Here is a 14,724-nt window from a genome sequence, read left to right as displayed (position 1 = left end):
CGCTGTCAGCAGGCACAGAGCTATATCTGACGGGTAACACCCGCGATTGGGTCAGCTACCGCGATAGGTCGACCATGACCACGGCGAGATCAGAAAAGGAAGATGGTAATGGCTACCCGCTTCCGACAGCACAAAATCGATTTGGGCACTGATATAGAGCGCGTCGCGGCCATCTGCCGCGAAATAGTCGCCAATTTCCGCGATCAGACGATAGTGTCCCGGCGCAAGCGGTTCAGGCGTTAAATCTTTAATCCGCCCGTCCGCGTCGGTGTCGCCCTGCGCTACCGGCAGCCAGCCCTGGCTACTGTTTTGCTCCAGCGAAACCGCGACGCCGATGGCCGGTTTGCCCAGCGCAGTGTCCAGAATATGGGTAGTGATGGTGCTCATTAAGCGCGCTCCTTTATTGAAAAGTTTCCCGCAGGCGCAGCAGCGTAATTTCCCGCAGCTGATCCAGCGCCTCCTGCTGTTCACGCTGCGCCTCGTTGCCCAGCCGCCGACGCAGTTCGGCCAGCATCTCCTCGCCGCTTCGCCCTTTGGCGCGAATCAAAAACACGCGGCCAAAGCGCTGCTCGTAAGCGGCATTGCCTGAGCGTAGCGCTTCTTTCAGCTCGTCGCCGGTTTCTTTTACGCTGCTCTGCTCGCTTCTGGAGAGCGCCGCCTCTTTGCCATCGCCGCACGCTGTTTCACCGATGCGCGGATGAGCGGCAAGTGCTGCGTCCAGCGCCTGACCATCCCAGCCGCGCGCCAGCCTGTCGCCGGTCTGCAACAGTTCTTCCAGCGATGAGAAAGGCCGTGCGGCCACCAGTTTTTCAATCCAGTCTGCCAACGCCACGCAGTGGGCGAGCCGCTTTCTGGCTTCGTCAGTCGGTAATTCGTTAAATTGTTCAGGCGACACGTTCACCTCCCGCGCACGGCCATAGCATCGCCACATCGCTGACCGCTTTTGTCCACGCCCGCACGGCCTGCGCCACGTCTTCGGTTTTTACCGCTTCTGCGGGATGATGGCTGATGCCGCCATCGCAGCGCACAAAAAGCATACCGACCGGCCAGCGCTCGGCGATAGCGATGGCGTCGTGACCCGCGCCGCTCGGCAGCGACAGCGAACGGCCCTGAACCTGCGTCACCGCATCAACCAGCACGGCCTGCAGTTTTTCATCGCAGCGCGTAGCCGGGATGCGATAATACTCTTCGGCGCTGAAGCTTAAACCGCGACGCAGCGCTATCGCTTCCGCCTGAGTCAGCAGTTCCGACAGCAGCTCCGCCAGCGCGCGATCTTCCGGCCCGCGAATATCCAGGCTGAGTGCGACTTCGCCAGGAATAACGTTGACCGCGCCGGGCTGGCACTGCAGCGTGCCGACGGTAGCCACCAGCTGTGGGCTATGCTGCGGCGCGGCCTGCTCGATAAACACCATCCATTCCGCCGCTGCGGCCAGCGCATCCTTACGGTGCGCCATCGGCACCGTACCCGCGTGGCCCGCTTCGCCGACAAAGCGGCAGTTCAACCGACGCGCGCCGTTAATCGCCGTGACCACGCCCAGCGCCAGATCCGCCTGTTCCAGACACGGCCCCTGTTCAATATGCAGTTCCAGATAGGCAGCGATATCGCTTACTTCGCGGGCTGCCAGGCCGATCGCCTGCGCATCTAACCCGACATCGGCCATCGCCTGCGCCACGGTGATGCTGTTGCCGTCCGGATGGTTAATCCAGCTTTCCGGCCAGCTTCCCGTCAGACCGCGGCTGCCAAGCAGCGTAATGCCGAAACGAGTTCCCTCTTCATCGCCAAAACCGACGATTTCGATAGCCAGCGGCAGCCGCTGATTTTGCCGCTGTAGCGCCTGCACGGTTTCGATGGCGGTCAGCACGCCAAGCATACCGTCATAGCGACCTGCGTTGCGCACGGTATCCAGATGCGAACCCAGCAGCAGCGCAGGCGCGCCGGCCTGCTCTCCCTCATAACGCCCGCAAATGTTGCCGACGCTGTCCTGCCAGACGCGCATCCCGGCCGCGGCCATCCATTCGCCAACCAGTTTGTTGGCCTGAAGATGTTCAGGCGACAGGTAGACGCGGGTCAGCGCGTCCGGGGTTTCGCTGATCGTCGCCAGACGATCGCAGCGCGCCATTATCCTGGCTGCCGCTCGCTGCGCCTCTGCGAGGCTTACCGGCGTCATCAGCGGCTCCCAGCGGCGTAATGATCCCAGGCCGCCTGCATCGCCGCGCCCTGCGGCGTTTGGTAACCCAGATACGTCAGCACCGACTCCAGCGCGCTTAGCGTCTGCATCACGCAGTCTTTGCGAGCGTTGTAGCCCATCGTGCCGATACGCCATACCTTACCGTGCAGCGGGCCGAAAGAGGTGCCGATCTCTATGCCGAAATCGTCCAGCATCAGCTTGCGCACCTGGTCGCCGTTAACAGCCTGCGGGATCACCACGCCGAGCACGTTGTTCATCTTGTGCTTCAGGTCGCCGAAGGTTTCCAGCCCCATGCCCTGAATGCCTTTCAGCAGCGCATCGCCATGCAGCTTGTGCCGCGCGATGCCGTTTTCCAGGCCTTCCTGCATAATCAGACGGGCGCATTCACGCGCGCCGAACAGCGCCGAAGTCGCTTCGGTATGGTGGTTAAGCCGCTCCGGCCCCCAGTAGTCCATGATCATGCCGAGATCGAAATAGTTGGAATAGATCATCTCGTCATCGCCATCCTGATGCTCTGCCGTCCGGATCCCTTCCTCCACGCATTTACGTTTGCGGATCGCCGCTTCCATTTCCGCGCTCAGCGTGATCGGCGAGGTGCCGGACGGGCCGCCGAGGCATTTCTGCATGCCGGCGGAAACCGCATCCAGTCCCCAGGCGTCGGTTTCCAGCGCGTTGCCGGCCAGCGAGGCGGTGGCGTCGGTATAGAACAGCACGCCATATTTTTTACAGATAGCGCCCAGCTCGGCCAGCGGCTGCAGCATGGTGGTGGAAGTATCGCCCTGCACGGTCAGCAGCAGGCGCGGACGCACGCTTTTGATCGCGTCTTCGATCTGGTCTGGCGTAAAGACTTCGCCCCACGGTACTTCAATCGTGTGGACTTCGGCGCGGCAGCGGCGGGCGATTTCGCACAGCAGGTGGCCGAAACGGCCAAATACCGGCACCAGCACCTTATCGCCAGGGCGGATCGCCGACAGCAGGATCGCCTCGATCCCCGCGCGGGAAGTGCCGTCGATCAGCAGCGTCCAGCGGTTCTGCGTGCGGAACACGCCGCGATACAGCTCCATGACTTCGTTCATGTAATGCGTCATCGCCGGATCGTACTGGCCAAGCAGCTGGCTGGACATGGCGCGCAGAACGCGAGGATCGGCGTTAATGGGCCCAGGCCCCATCAGCAGGCGCTGCGGCGGATTGATTTGCGGGTAGCGGGTTACGTCCATTTTCTTTCCTTCTCTTGCGGATTCGGCGCTCAGCTCAGGCCGCGCACCGATGAGATAAACTGTTTCAGCTCCGGCGTCTGCGGGCTGGCGAACAGGCTTTTGCTGTCACCCTGCTCGCGGACGCGGCCCTGATGCATAAACACAACGCGGTCGCCGACTTCGCGGGCGAAATTCATTTCGTGCGTCACCAGAATCAGCGTCATGCCTTCGCGCGCCAGCTGCTCCAGCACTTTCAGCACTTCGCCCACCAGCTCCGGATCCAGCGCCGAGGTGATTTCGTCGCATAGCAGCACTTTCGGCGTCATCGCCAGCGCCCGCGCAATCGCCACGCGCTGCTGCTGGCCGCCGGAAAGGTTCGCCGGGTAGTAATCCATACGATCGCCCAGCCCCACTTTTTCCAGCATCTGCGCCGCCAGCGCGCGGCATTCCGCCTCTTTCTTCTTCAGCACGCGCCTGGGCGCCAGCATCACGTTTTCCAGCGCTGTCATATGCGGAAAGAGGTTAAAGTTCTGAAATACCATGCCAACGGAGCGGCTGATTTCGCGCGCCTGCGAGTCGCGATCGGTAATGGTCATGCCGCCCAGCTTGATACTGCCTTCCTGATAGCCTTCCAGCCCGTTGATGCAGCGTAGCAGCGTGCTTTTGCCCGAGCCGCTGCGGCCGATAATCGAGATCACCTCGCCCATTTCAACGTCCAGATCCACGCCTTTCAGCACGTGGTTGTCGCCATAATATTTCTGTACCTGATTAATGGTGATGAGCGGCATTGAATTTTTTCTCCAGGTACTGGCTGTAGCGCGACAGCGGATAGCAGATCAGGAAGTAGCCGAGCGCCACCAGCCCAAAAACTTTAAACGGTTGATAAGTGACGTTATTCAGAATGGTGCCCGCTTTGGTCAGCTCGACGAAGCCGATAATCGACGCCAGCGCGGTGCCTTTTACCACCTGAACGGCGAAGCCTACGGTCGGCGCGATACCGACGCGCAGCGCCTGCGGCAACACCACGCGCCAGAGGGTTTGCCCAAAATCCAGCCCCAGGCAGCGCGAGGCTTCCCACTGACCTTTGGGCAACGCTTTGATGCTGCCGAACCAGATATCGATCAGAAAGGCGCTGCTGTAGAAGGTTAAGGCCAGCGAAGCCGCCGTCCACGGGGAAACATCCACGCCAAACAGCGCCACGCCGAAAAAAGCCAGAAACAGCTGCATCAGCAGCGGCGTGCCCTGAAACAGTTCGATATAAGCGCTAATCAGCCGGTTGGGCCAGCGGCGACGCGTCAGGCGCACCATCACCAGCGGCATCGCCACCAGCGTGCCGCCGATGAAAGCGGTCAGCGACAGCAGCAGCGTCCAGCGAGCCGCCAGCAGCAGGTTGCGCAAGATATCCCAGTCGGTAAAAGTGTTCATAAGGCTCCCAACCATTTACGTCCGGCGGCCAGCAGCAGCTGACGCATTGCGATCGACAGCGCCAGATAGATCAGCGTGGTGGCCAGATAAACTTCGAAGCTCAGAAAAGTACGGGACTGAATCAGGTTGGCGGCGAAGGTCAGCTCTTCATAAGAAACCTGCGACACCACCGACGACCCCAGCATCACGATAATGCACTGGCTGACCAGCGCCGGATAGATGCGCTTCAGCGCGGGCGGCAGCACCACGCGCAGAAAGGTTTGCGACCGCGTCAGGCCCAGTACGCGTCCCGCTTCCCACTGCCCTTTCGGCGTCACCTGAATGCCGGCGCGAATAATTTCCGTGCTGTAGGCGCCGAGGTTGATCAGCATCGCCAGCAGCGCCGCTTCGCCCGCGGTCAGCTTTAGCCCGAGATTGGGTAAACCGAACACGATAAAGAAGAGCTGCACGACAAAAGGCGTATTGCGGATGAGCTCTACGTAACCGCCCCACAGGCGGCTGAGCGCAGAAGGCTGTCCGCTGCGCAGCGCCGCGCCCAGAATACCCAGCGCCACGCCGCCAATGGTCGCCATTACGGTCAGCTGTATAGTGACCCATAACCCGGCCAGCAGCTGCGGCCAGTAAGGCAGCAGAGCGGGAAAATTAAGTTGCGCCATCGGGATGCCGCCTTACGCGCTGAAGTCGGCCGGCAGCGGCGCCTTCAGCCACTGCTGCGACAGATTATCCAGCGTTTTATCCTTCACCGCCCGCTCGATCAGCGCATCCACCTTCGCCTTCAGCGCCGGTTCGTTTTTACGCATACCGATAAAGCAGGGCGAATCCTTCAGCATAAATTTCGCCACTGGCGCTTTATCGGCGTTCTGTCGCGCAATCGCCGCAACCACCAGGTTGCCGGTCGCCACAAACTGCACCTGACCCGACAGGTAAGCCGACAGCGTGGTGTTGTTATCTTCATAGCGTTTTAACTGCGCATCTTTCGGCGCCGCATCGCTCAGCACCATATCTTCCACCGCGCCGCGCGTCACGCCGATCGATTTACCGCTCAGCGCAGCCGCGTCCTTCAGCGCCGCCTCTTTTGGCCCAAAGACGCCCAGAAAGAAAGGCGCATAGGCGCGGCTGAAGGCGATAACGTTTTCCCGCTCGGGATTTTTCCCCAGGCTGGAAATCACCAGATCCACCTTGTCGGTTTGCAGATAAGGCACGCGGTTGGCGCTGGTTACCGGCACCAGCTGTAACTTAAGTTTCATCTGGCCGGCCAGGTATTTCGCCATATCAATATCGTAGCCCTGAGGCTGCAGATCGGTGCCCACCGACCCAAAAGGCGGAAAATCCTGCGGCACCGCCACGCGAAGTACGCCGCGCTTTTCAATATCCTGCAGCTGGTCCGCTTTGGCGAAGTGCGTAAACATCAGGGCCGCGCCCGCTATCATCAGTAGTGCTTTTTTCATTTTTTCTTCCCCGGTCGATACAAGATGAAACGAAAGATTCCTGATAAAAGCTTCTGCAACTAATGTGCCAGAGAGAGAGCAAGCGCGGGAAATCACTTCAGCGAGCCAGAGAAAGCATAAAAAGGCTTTTTAACCAGGCAGAAAGCGGGTAACAACGTTCAGCAGCAGAGACGCTTAATAAGAGAGTAACAGGGTTCTGCAGGATGCCCCGTCATAAAGCAAAGCACCAAAATGGTGCCCTGTCAGCGTTGCTCCAGCTCCTCCAGCTGGCTGTAGAGGTCGGCGATTTGATGAATGCGCTGGCGGCCTTTACTCAACAGCTCGTGCAGCAGCGCGTTGGTCAGCAGGTTAATTAAACTGTTGGCGCAGGCGTAGCTGTCGAAGGCGGAAACGCTGTCCAGCGGCGCGCAGAGCTGCCAGCGAGCCAGAGCAAGAATCGTCTGCGCCTGAGGCTCGCAGATCACCAGCGTGGGGATGTTTGCCTGCCGCAGCTGCTGCAGGAGCGGCTTTATGATGCGCGGACGACGGCGAAAAGCGACAGCCACCACGATATCGTCCGGCGTGATATCCGGCAGTTCTTCCGCCAGCGTCTGTCCCGGCTGCGGTAAAACCACCACATCGCCTCTCGCCTGTAACAGCTGCTGCCTGAAATGCAGCGCTACCGGCCAGGAATTGCGCATCCCGACAATAAAAATACGTCTGCTGACGGCCAGCTTTTGTACGACTTCGCTGAACTGCGCCGCATCCAGCTGGCTGACTAATTGCGTGAGGTTCGCCATCTCCTGCTTGTAGTGACGCGCCAGTAAAGTGTTGCCCTGCACCGCGTCGCGGTTGTCGGTCAGCGGCATTCCGCTCTGGCGTAAAGTACGCAGCTCATCGCGCATATCGCGATATTTTTCATAGCCGAGCCGCCTGAACAGGCGGCTGACGGTCGCTTTGGAAACGCCGCTGAGCCGCGCCAGTTCCGCGCTGTTGTAGCTGATAAGGTCGTCGAAGTGATCGAAGATAAAGTCCGCCGCGCGCTGTTCCTGCGGCGACAGCTGCGGATAGTGGCTTTTCAGACGTTCATCAAGCTGCTTCATGGCGTAACCCTTCGTAACTTTCGTTTCAGAGAGGAAGAGCTTATACAAATACCATGCCTGAAGAAGAATTTTCTCTGGTTCGCATGGCGGTCGCGGCGGGTTTCGACGGCACGCGCGACACCTAACGGGCAAAGCCGTGGCAAAGTGGAACGGCTCTTGCTTGATCCTGCTCTCTGTCACCAATAGTGAGATTGTGATGATTCAAAGTAATATCGCGCCGCTCGGTATGGCCGTGACGCCGCACCATCTTGCCAGCGAAAGCGCGCTGGCCGTCCTGCGCGAAGGCGGCAGCGCGATCGAAGCGATGGTGGCGGCAGCGGCCACTATCGCCGTGGTCTATCCCCATATGAATGGCCTGGGCGGCGACGGTTTCTGGCTAATCATGCCGCCACAGGGCGATCCTGTGGCTATCGACGCCAGCGGCGCGGCGGGTTCGCTGGCTGATTTCGCCTTCTATCAGGACGTGGCGGCGATCCCTCATCGCGGGCCGAAAGCGGCGCTGACCGTTGCCGGCACGGTAAGCGGCTGGGCGGAAGCGCTGGCGGTGGCAAAAGAGTCCGGCGGCGCCGTTATGCCGCTTTCGCGCCTGCTGGCCGACGCCATTCGCTACGCCGCGGACGGCATTCCCGTCACTGCCTCGCAGGCGACCGCTACCGCCGGCAAATATCAGGAGCTGGCGGATCAGCCCGGCTTCGCCGCTACCTTTCTGCCGGATGGCGAAGTGCCGCGCGCCGGCAGCCGCTTTACCCAACCGGAACTGGCCAGCACGCTGAGCCTGCTGACGGAAGAAGGCCTGGAGTGTTTCTATCGCGGCTCGCTGGCGAACCGGCTGGCTGGCGAAATGTCCGCGCTCGGGATGCCGATTACGCTGGAGGATCTGAATAAGCAGCGGGCGAAACGCCGCAGGCCGCTGAGCGTTAAGCATGACTATGGCGAAATATTTAATATGACGCCGCCGACGCAGGGCCTGGTATCGCTGGCGATCCTCGGCATTACTAATCATCTGAAGATGGCAGAGGCGGACGAGGCGCAGACCATACACCGCATAGTGGAGGCCACCAAGCTGGCTTTCGACCTGCGCGACCGCTATATCACCGACCCGCTGCATATGAGCGAAGAGATGCAGGCGCTGCTGGATACCGATCGGCTGCAGGCGCTGGCGGGCCAGATCAGCGATTGCCGCGCCGCGCCGTGGGGAACCGGCAAAGGCCCGGGCGATACCGTCTGGATGGGCGTTATGGACAGCAGCGGCCTGGCCGTTTCCTTTATCCAGAGTCTTTATCACGAATTCGGCAGCGGTGTGGTGATCCCCGGTACCGGCATTACCTGGCAGAACCGCGGCGCGGCCTTTAGTCTCGATCCCGCCCATCTGCTGGCTCTGGCGCCGGGAAAGCAACCTTTCCATACGCTGAATCCCGCCGCCGCGCGGCTGAACGACGGACGCACGATGGTTTATGGCTCAATGGGCGGCGACGGCCAGCCGCAAACTCAGGCAGCAATCTTTACCCGTCATGTGGTGCAGAACATGCCGCTGCAACAGTGCGTCAGCGCGCCGCGCTGGCTGCTTGGACGAACCTGGGGCCAGGCTTCCGATTCGCTGAAGCTGGAAGGCCGCTTTTCCCCCGACACTTTTAACCGCCTGCGCGAGCTGGGGCACGAAGTCGAAGCGCTGCCCGATTTCAGCGAGGCGGTCGGACACGCGGGCGCCATCGTCCGCCATACCAACGGCATGCTGGAAGGCGCCTGCGATCCCCGCAGCAACGGCAGCGCGGCCGGTTTTTAACAGGAGAGAGAATGCAACCGACAGATTTGGCCGCTTATGTGGCGCAAATGGAGCAGCTGCTGGATATGAAGCTGGACGACCAGCGTCGCGCCGAGCTGCTGACGCAATTTTCACGCATTGCCGATATGGCCGGGCCGCTGATGGCTTTCCCTCTGGACGAGCGCCAGGAAGTCGCGGGAGTTTATAAAGCATGAAGCTCAGTGATTTCTCTGTTGCCGGCCTGCAGGCCGCGCTGGTAAAAGGCGAGCTGAGCGCCCGTGAGATCGCGCAGCAAACCCTGGACGGGATCGAACAAAGCAATCCGCAGATCAACGCCTGGACAGCCGTAACGGCGGATCGTATGTTCAGCGAAGCCGATCGTATCGATCGTTTGCGTAAAGAAGATCGTCCTTTACCTGCGCTGGCGGCGGTGCCCTATGCGGTAAAAAATCTTTTCGATGTGGCGGGCCATACCACGCTGGCGGGCGCCAGCCTGTTCAGCGATCGCCCCGCAGCCCGCGAAGACAGCTGGGCGGTGCGCAAACTGAGCGAAGCGGGCGCGCTGCTCTCCGGCATGTTGAATATGGACGCCTATGCCTACGGCTTTACCACGGAAAACAGTCACTACGATGCTACGCGCAATCCTCATGATTTACAGCGTATCGCTGGCGGCTCCTCCGGCGGCTCGGCGGCCGCAGTCGCTTCGGGGCTGGCGCATTTCTCGCTGGGGTCGGACACCAACGGCTCCATTCGCGTGCCCGCCTCGCTGTGCGGGATCTTCGGCCTGAAACCGACCTTTGGCCGGCTGTCGCGCAGCGGTAGCCAGCCGTTCGTCGCCAGCCTGGATCATGTCGGCCCTTTCGCCCGCACCACCGAGGATCTGGCCCAGGTTTACGACGCGCTGCAGGGCCGCGATAAGCGCGACGATTTTCAGGCGGAAAAAGCTGTGCATCCCGCATATCCTCTGCTGCAGCGCGGCGCCGAAGGCTTACGCTGCGCCGTGCTGGGCGGCTATTTCCAGACCTGGTGCGACGATCGCGCGCGTGCGGCCGTGGCCGCAGCGGCCAGGGCGCTAAACGCGCAGGAGGAAGTCCTGATGCCGGAAGCCGCGCTGGCCCGCACCGCCGCGTTTATTCTTACCGCTTCCGAAGGCGGCAATGCGTATCTGCCTGCGCTGCGCGCGCAGCCGGAGCGTTTCGAACCGCTGTCGCGCGAGCGGCTGCTGGCCGGCGCGATGACGCCTTCAGCCTGGTACGTGCAGGCGCAGCGCTTTCGTCGCTACTTCCGCGAACAGACGCTACCGCTGTTTGAGCAGTTTGACGTACTGATTGCGCCCGCCACGCCCACCAGCGCCACGGCTATCGGTCAGGAAACAATGCGCATTAACGGCAGCGATCTGCCAATCCGTGCCAGCATGGGAATGCTGACCCAGCCCATCTCTTTCCTCGGTCTGCCGGTGACAACGGTGCCGCTGCTGACGCCGGACGGCCTGCCAATCGGCCTGCAGCTTATCGCCGCGCCGTTTAAAGAAGAAGCCTGCCTGCGCGCCGCCTGGATGCTGGAAAAAATGGGTATCGCCAAAGCGCCTGTCGCACAAGGATTAACATGAGCAATCAAATTAACAGGCCGGCGGTGCTGGCAGAGGTCACCAGCGCTTTTTATCGCTACGAGCAGGCGTTGGTCAGTAACGATACAGCGACGCTGGACGAGCTGTTCTGGCACGATGAGCGTACCGTGCGGCTGGGCGCCGGAGAAAACCTTTACGGTATCGAAGCCATCCGCGCTTTTCGCGCCGCACGGCCCGCTAAGGGACTCGACCGTCAGCTGCACAACACGGTGATCACCACTTTCGGCGAAGATTACGCGGTATGCAGCACGGAATTTACCCGTGACGGCACGGATAAAATTGGCCGTCAGCAGCAGACCTGGGTAAAGCTGCCTGAAGGCTGGCGCATTGTCGCCGCGCAGGTAAGCCTGATGAGCTAATCAATAGCGAGCGTCGCGGCACGGAGGCTGCGCTCCGCCTGGTTCACTGCACCTTAACCGACAATTATTCGCAGGCGGCCAGATCGCTGTATTGGTCATCGGTTAACAGCGGAGTATGACACTATTGTTCGCAACGTTATCCTGCGCTGTTTATTGCGACCGGTTAAAGAAATCAATAACGAGCTGCGCTTATTTATTTTATTTATAGCGTTAGCGAAAATATTGTCGAATTATCGTCGGCCGCGAGAAAAGCATAATGCGTAACATAACCCTGAAAAAATATCAGGCTCTGACGTCAGGAATTAAAGCCAGTGAAACCCCTTCGCCATTAACCCCGCCAGGCCAAGCGCTACAGAGATAAGCGCGCCGAACATCAGGCGAAAGTCCGTTCTGGCTTCTTTGCGCAGGCTGGTGGCTTCTTTCCGCAGGCTGGTGGTTTCGCGCACGAGATCCTGACGCAGCGCGGTCGTCTCCCGAGTCCAATCTTCGCGTAGCGCACTCGTCTCCCGCACAATGTCCTGACGCAGCGCGGTGGTTTCCCGGGTCAAATCTTCACGTAGCGCACCCGTTTCTCGCATAATGTCCTGACGCAGCGCAGTGGTTTCCCGATTCAGATCTTCTCTGAGAGCGGTGGTTTCATGCTTAAGATCCTGGCGTAACTCCCGCAAATCGATTTTGATATCGCGAATGTCGGTTTTGATATGATCAACGCTTGTTTCCAGCCTGGCTGTGCGGCTTTCAAGCCTGTCACCCCAGCCCTGGTTGCTCTCCCGGCATCCGGCTTCAGAACCGGCCAGGGTTCTGTACGGCTCTCTTTCATTCATCTTTCTTGCCATCTTCAGCTCCTTGCCGCGCCAGCGATACTTTTATTGCAGTTTGCCTGCTCTCTTCGTCAGCCCCGCAGCGCTATACCCTTTTTGCTGTAACGCTCGCCTACTCTATTCCTTTGTATTCCGCCGTCAATAGCATTCCCGGTAACGACGCACGCTTTATTTTAATATGGAAGGCCGCTCGTAAAATAATGCAACGCCATGTAATTTGGCGGCGTCCCGCTTTATTAATAGCGCCCCACAGTAATAATAAAGGCTCGCCTGAGCGAGCCTTATTTAAGAGCAGTACGACGAATCCGCGCCGCGTCGGTCAAACTTCCGGCGCCGGATGCGTTTTTATCCAGTGCTCGGCAATCTGCTGGCGCGTACAGATCCAGACTTTTTCATGCTGCTGGATATAGTCCAGAAAACGCTGCAGCGCGCGGAAGCGGCCTGGTCGCCCTAACAGGCGGCAGTGCATACCGACAGAGAGCATTTTCGGCGCGGTTTCGCCTTCCTCATACAGCACGTCAAAGCTGTCCTTCAGGTAGGTATAGAACTGTTCCGCCGTATTAAAGCCCTGCGGCGTGGCGAAACGCATGTCGTTTGTTTCTAAAGTGTAGGGGACGATCAGATGCGGTTTTACCGTGCCGTCCTGACAGGTCACTTTTGTCCAGAACGGCAGATCGTCGCCATAGTTGTCGCTATCGTAGCTAAAGCCGCCCTGCTCTACCACCAGCCTGCGCGTGTTCGGGCTGTCGCGTCCCGTATACCAGCCGGTTGGTGCTTTGCCGAACAGATCGGTCAGCGTATCTACCGCCTGCTGCATGTGTTGACGTTCGGTTTTCGCATCCATCGCCTGATAGTGGATCCAGCGCCAGCCGTGGCTGACCACATCATAGTCAGCGCTTTTGATCGCCTCGACGATATCCGGATGCCGCGCCAGCGCCATTGCCACGCCGAACACGCTTAACGGCAGGCCGCGCTTTTGAAATTCGTTGTGTATACGCCAGAAACCGGCGCGGGAGCCATATTCGTACAGCGATTCCATCGACATATGGCGTTCGGGATAGCTGGCCGCGCCGATAATGTCCGACAGAAATTGCTCGGATCCGGTATCGCCATGCAGCACGCTGTTTTCCGCGCCTTCCTCATAGTTCAGAACAAACTGCACGGCGATGCGCGCATTATCCGGCCAGGCCGCATGTGGCGGTTTACCTGCATAGCCGATCAGATCGCGGGGATAGTTTTTATTAAAGCTGTACTCTTTTTTTTCATCAGCATCGGTCATGATCGCAGTCCTGTTCCAGGGCAAGATAACTTAGTTTAGGCGCTTAAACTGACCCGACAGGGTTTTTCGCACCGGCCAGGCAAGATCGCCCTGTTTGCTGGTCGACAGTCCCAGCGCCACCAGCGATTCCACCATTTTTACCGCTGCGCCGACGCCGTCGATGACCGGCATCTCCAGCTCCAGCGTCAGCTCGCGCGCAAGCCGGGCCATACCGCCGCAGCCCAGCACGATGGCGCCGCTGCCATCCTCTTTTTTGGCCTGTATACAGCGCTGCCGGACTTTTTCCTGCGCCAGCCCGCTGCCGTCCTCCAGCGCCAGCACCGGCAAATCAATGGCGTGCAGCGCGGCGCAGTGGTGTTCAAAACCATACTGCCGCAACAGATGACGGGCGATAATCACCGTCCTCGGCAAGGTGGTGACTACCGAAAAGCGAGTGGCGACCATTGTGGCCATATGCATGGCCGCCTCGGCGATACCGATTACCGGGCCGGCGGCTATTTCACGCGCGGCCAGCAGGCCCGGATCGCCGAAGCAGGCGATAACGTGTCCGCAAACGCCCTGCTCGCGTCCGGCTTTAACCTGCTCCAGCACGCCGATGGCGGCTACCGCTTCGTCAAAATGTCCTTCGATGGAAGGGACGCCTTCGGACGGGCAAACCGCCAGGATTTCGGTGTCCGATGAAGCCGCGCCGCGCGCCGCTTCCCCAATGGTGTCGGTCATCGCCAGGCTGGTATTGGGGTTGATCACCTGGATAAGTCGTTTAGCGTGCATTTTCTTCTCCAAAATCGGCGAACAGGCTGGCAAAGTCCGGTAGCGTTTCACCGCCGCGCTCAAAGTGCAGGCTCGCCACTATATGCGCAAAATGTTGCCGCATTGCTTCAGTGAGCGGCGCCAGCGCTTTTTGCCTGAGCAACGCGATCAGCTCGCCGTGATCGTCGCAGCGGCAACCCTGCTGCCAGGGCGCGCCCCAGGCCGCAATCACCAGCGACGAACGCTGAGTCAGCCGCGTCACCATTTCGGTCAGCACCTGGTTGCCCGAAATCGCCTGTAGCTGAATATGAAAAGCGGCGGAAAGACGAATCGCCGCCGGCCCGTCGTGCGCGTCGTGCGCCTGCTGCTCCTGGCGGATCAGCTTTTCCAGCGCGGCCAGATGAGTCGATTGACAGCGCGCCAGCACGGCCGGCAGATTGGCGCACTCGAGCAGTTCGCGGGTACGGAAGATATCCTGCGCCTCTTCCACGGAAGGCGTGGCGACCTGTGCACCACGTTTGGGCGTTAAAACAACCATCTGCACTGCGGCGAGGCGCGTCAGCACTTTACGAATACCGGTGCGGCTGACGCCAAAGACGCCAGAAAGCGCCTCTTCCGGCAGTTTGCAGCCCGGCGGCAGCTGGCGTTCCACCATCGCTTTCATCAACGCCTGATAAATCAGTTCGTCTTTGTCATTCAGGTCGGAGGCCGTTTTCAGGCCGGTTTCACTATTCATTTCCTGGTCCGTTCAGGTTTATCTCGCTAAGAATCGTACACAGTAGATCT

At 59.9% G+C, this 14,724-nt stretch carries 17 protein-coding genes; 4 read left to right on the top strand and 13 right to left on the bottom strand.

Translation table 11 applies throughout. From position 1 onward, the window contains the following. Positions 1-51 precede the first annotated feature (51 nt). The 9 genes from uraH to hpxU form a co-directional block, all read right to left on the bottom strand. Positions 52-387 carry a hydroxyisourate hydrolase gene (gene uraH, locus MKZ79_RS13600; RefSeq protein ID WP_336142908.1) on the bottom strand — a complete coding sequence of 112 codons (336 nt, stop codon included), beginning with the start codon at positions 385-387 and terminating at the stop codon, positions 52-54. 13 nt (positions 388-400) lie between these two features. Continuing rightward, positions 401-895 (bottom strand): 2-oxo-4-hydroxy-4-carboxy-5-ureidoimidazoline decarboxylase, encoded by a 495-nt coding sequence (uraD, locus tag MKZ79_RS13595; RefSeq protein ID WP_442897156.1) that lies wholly within the window; start codon positions 893-895, stop codon positions 401-403. Beyond that, a complete protein-coding gene (gene hpxK, locus MKZ79_RS13590) occupies positions 885-2,168 on the bottom strand; it encodes an allantoate amidohydrolase (protein WP_336142906.1) in 1,284 nt (427 codons plus the stop codon). Before hpxK ends, uraD begins: the two co-directional genes overlap by 11 nt. Then, positions 2,168-3,406 carry a pyridoxal-phosphate-dependent aminotransferase family protein gene (locus tag MKZ79_RS13585; protein WP_336142905.1) on the bottom strand — a complete coding sequence of 413 codons (1,239 nt, stop codon included), beginning with the start codon at positions 3,404-3,406 and terminating at the stop codon, positions 2,168-2,170. The genes hpxK and MKZ79_RS13585 overlap by 1 nt, the downstream gene beginning before the upstream one ends. Before the next feature lie 29 nt (positions 3,407-3,435). After that, the gene (locus MKZ79_RS13580) at positions 3,436-4,173 is read right to left on the bottom strand and encodes an amino acid ABC transporter ATP-binding protein (protein WP_336142904.1); all 738 of its coding nucleotides are present in this window, start codon (positions 4,171-4,173) and stop codon (positions 3,436-3,438) included. Then, positions 4,154-4,810 (bottom strand): amino acid ABC transporter permease, encoded by a 657-nt coding sequence (locus MKZ79_RS13575; RefSeq protein ID WP_336142903.1) that lies wholly within the window; start codon positions 4,808-4,810, stop codon positions 4,154-4,156. The genes MKZ79_RS13580 and MKZ79_RS13575 overlap by 20 nt, the downstream gene beginning before the upstream one ends. After that, complete coding sequence (locus MKZ79_RS13570) at positions 4,807-5,466, bottom strand: amino acid ABC transporter permease (protein ID WP_336142902.1); 660 nt, start codon at positions 5,464-5,466, stop codon at positions 4,807-4,809. The genes MKZ79_RS13575 and MKZ79_RS13570 overlap by 4 nt, the downstream gene beginning before the upstream one ends. Positions 5,467-5,478: 12 nt before the next feature. Next, complete coding sequence (locus MKZ79_RS13565) at positions 5,479-6,258, bottom strand: transporter substrate-binding domain-containing protein (protein WP_336142901.1); 780 nt, start codon at positions 6,256-6,258, stop codon at positions 5,479-5,481. A gap of 242 nt (positions 6,259-6,500) precedes the next feature. After that, entirely contained in the window at positions 6,501-7,340 is an 840-nt protein-coding gene (hpxU, locus tag MKZ79_RS13560; protein ID WP_336142900.1) for a MurR/RpiR family transcriptional regulator HpxU, read from the bottom strand. 196 nt (positions 7,341-7,536) lie between these two features. Between hpxU and MKZ79_RS13555 the strand changes: the two genes are divergently transcribed. Genes MKZ79_RS13555 through hpxZ form a run of 4 tightly spaced genes read left to right on the top strand, consistent with a single transcriptional unit; the run spans position 7,537 to position 11,088 of the window. After that, a complete protein-coding gene (locus MKZ79_RS13555) occupies positions 7,537-9,123 on the top strand; it encodes a gamma-glutamyltransferase family protein (protein ID WP_336142899.1) in 1,587 nt (528 codons plus the stop codon). Between the two features lie 11 nt (positions 9,124-9,134). Next, entirely contained in the window at positions 9,135-9,317 is a 183-nt protein-coding gene (hpxX, locus tag MKZ79_RS13550) for an oxalurate catabolism protein HpxX (RefSeq protein ID WP_336142898.1), read from the top strand. Beyond that, positions 9,314-10,711: an AtzE family amidohydrolase gene (locus tag MKZ79_RS13545; RefSeq protein WP_336142897.1), complete on the top strand. Its 1,398-nt coding sequence runs from the start codon at positions 9,314-9,316 to the stop codon at positions 10,709-10,711. Before hpxX ends, MKZ79_RS13545 begins: the two co-directional genes overlap by 4 nt. Continuing rightward, positions 10,708-11,088: an oxalurate catabolism protein HpxZ gene (hpxZ, locus tag MKZ79_RS13540; RefSeq protein ID WP_336142896.1), complete on the top strand. Its 381-nt coding sequence runs from the start codon at positions 10,708-10,710 to the stop codon at positions 11,086-11,088. The genes MKZ79_RS13545 and hpxZ overlap by 4 nt, the downstream gene beginning before the upstream one ends. A 302-nt stretch (positions 11,089-11,390) precedes the next feature. Here the strand turns inward: hpxZ and MKZ79_RS13535 are convergent, their stop codons facing one another. The 4 genes from MKZ79_RS13535 to MKZ79_RS13520 form a co-directional block, all read right to left on the bottom strand. Beyond that, entirely contained in the window at positions 11,391-11,924 is a 534-nt protein-coding gene (locus MKZ79_RS13535; protein WP_336142895.1) for a hypothetical protein, read from the bottom strand. Positions 11,925-12,228: 304 nt separating this feature from the next. After that, positions 12,229-13,188, bottom strand: a complete 960-nt coding sequence (puuE, locus tag MKZ79_RS13530; RefSeq protein ID WP_336142894.1) for an allantoinase PuuE — start codon at positions 13,186-13,188, stop codon at positions 12,229-12,231. A gap of 30 nt (positions 13,189-13,218) precedes the next feature. Continuing rightward, positions 13,219-13,959, bottom strand: a complete 741-nt coding sequence (gene hpxA / locus MKZ79_RS13525) for an allantoin racemase (protein WP_336142893.1) — start codon at positions 13,957-13,959, stop codon at positions 13,219-13,221. After that, the gene (locus MKZ79_RS13520; protein ID WP_336142892.1) at positions 13,949-14,674 is read right to left on the bottom strand and encodes a GntR family transcriptional regulator; all 726 of its coding nucleotides are present in this window, start codon (positions 14,672-14,674) and stop codon (positions 13,949-13,951) included. The genes hpxA and MKZ79_RS13520 overlap by 11 nt, the downstream gene beginning before the upstream one ends. Positions 14,675-14,724 lie beyond the last annotated feature (50 nt).

The sequence above is a fragment of the Erwinia sp. CGal63 genome (assembly GCF_037026505.1).
Classification (GTDB): domain Bacteria; phylum Pseudomonadota; class Gammaproteobacteria; order Enterobacterales; family Enterobacteriaceae; genus Erwinia.
This window is presented reverse-complemented; position numbering and strand designations above follow the sequence as displayed.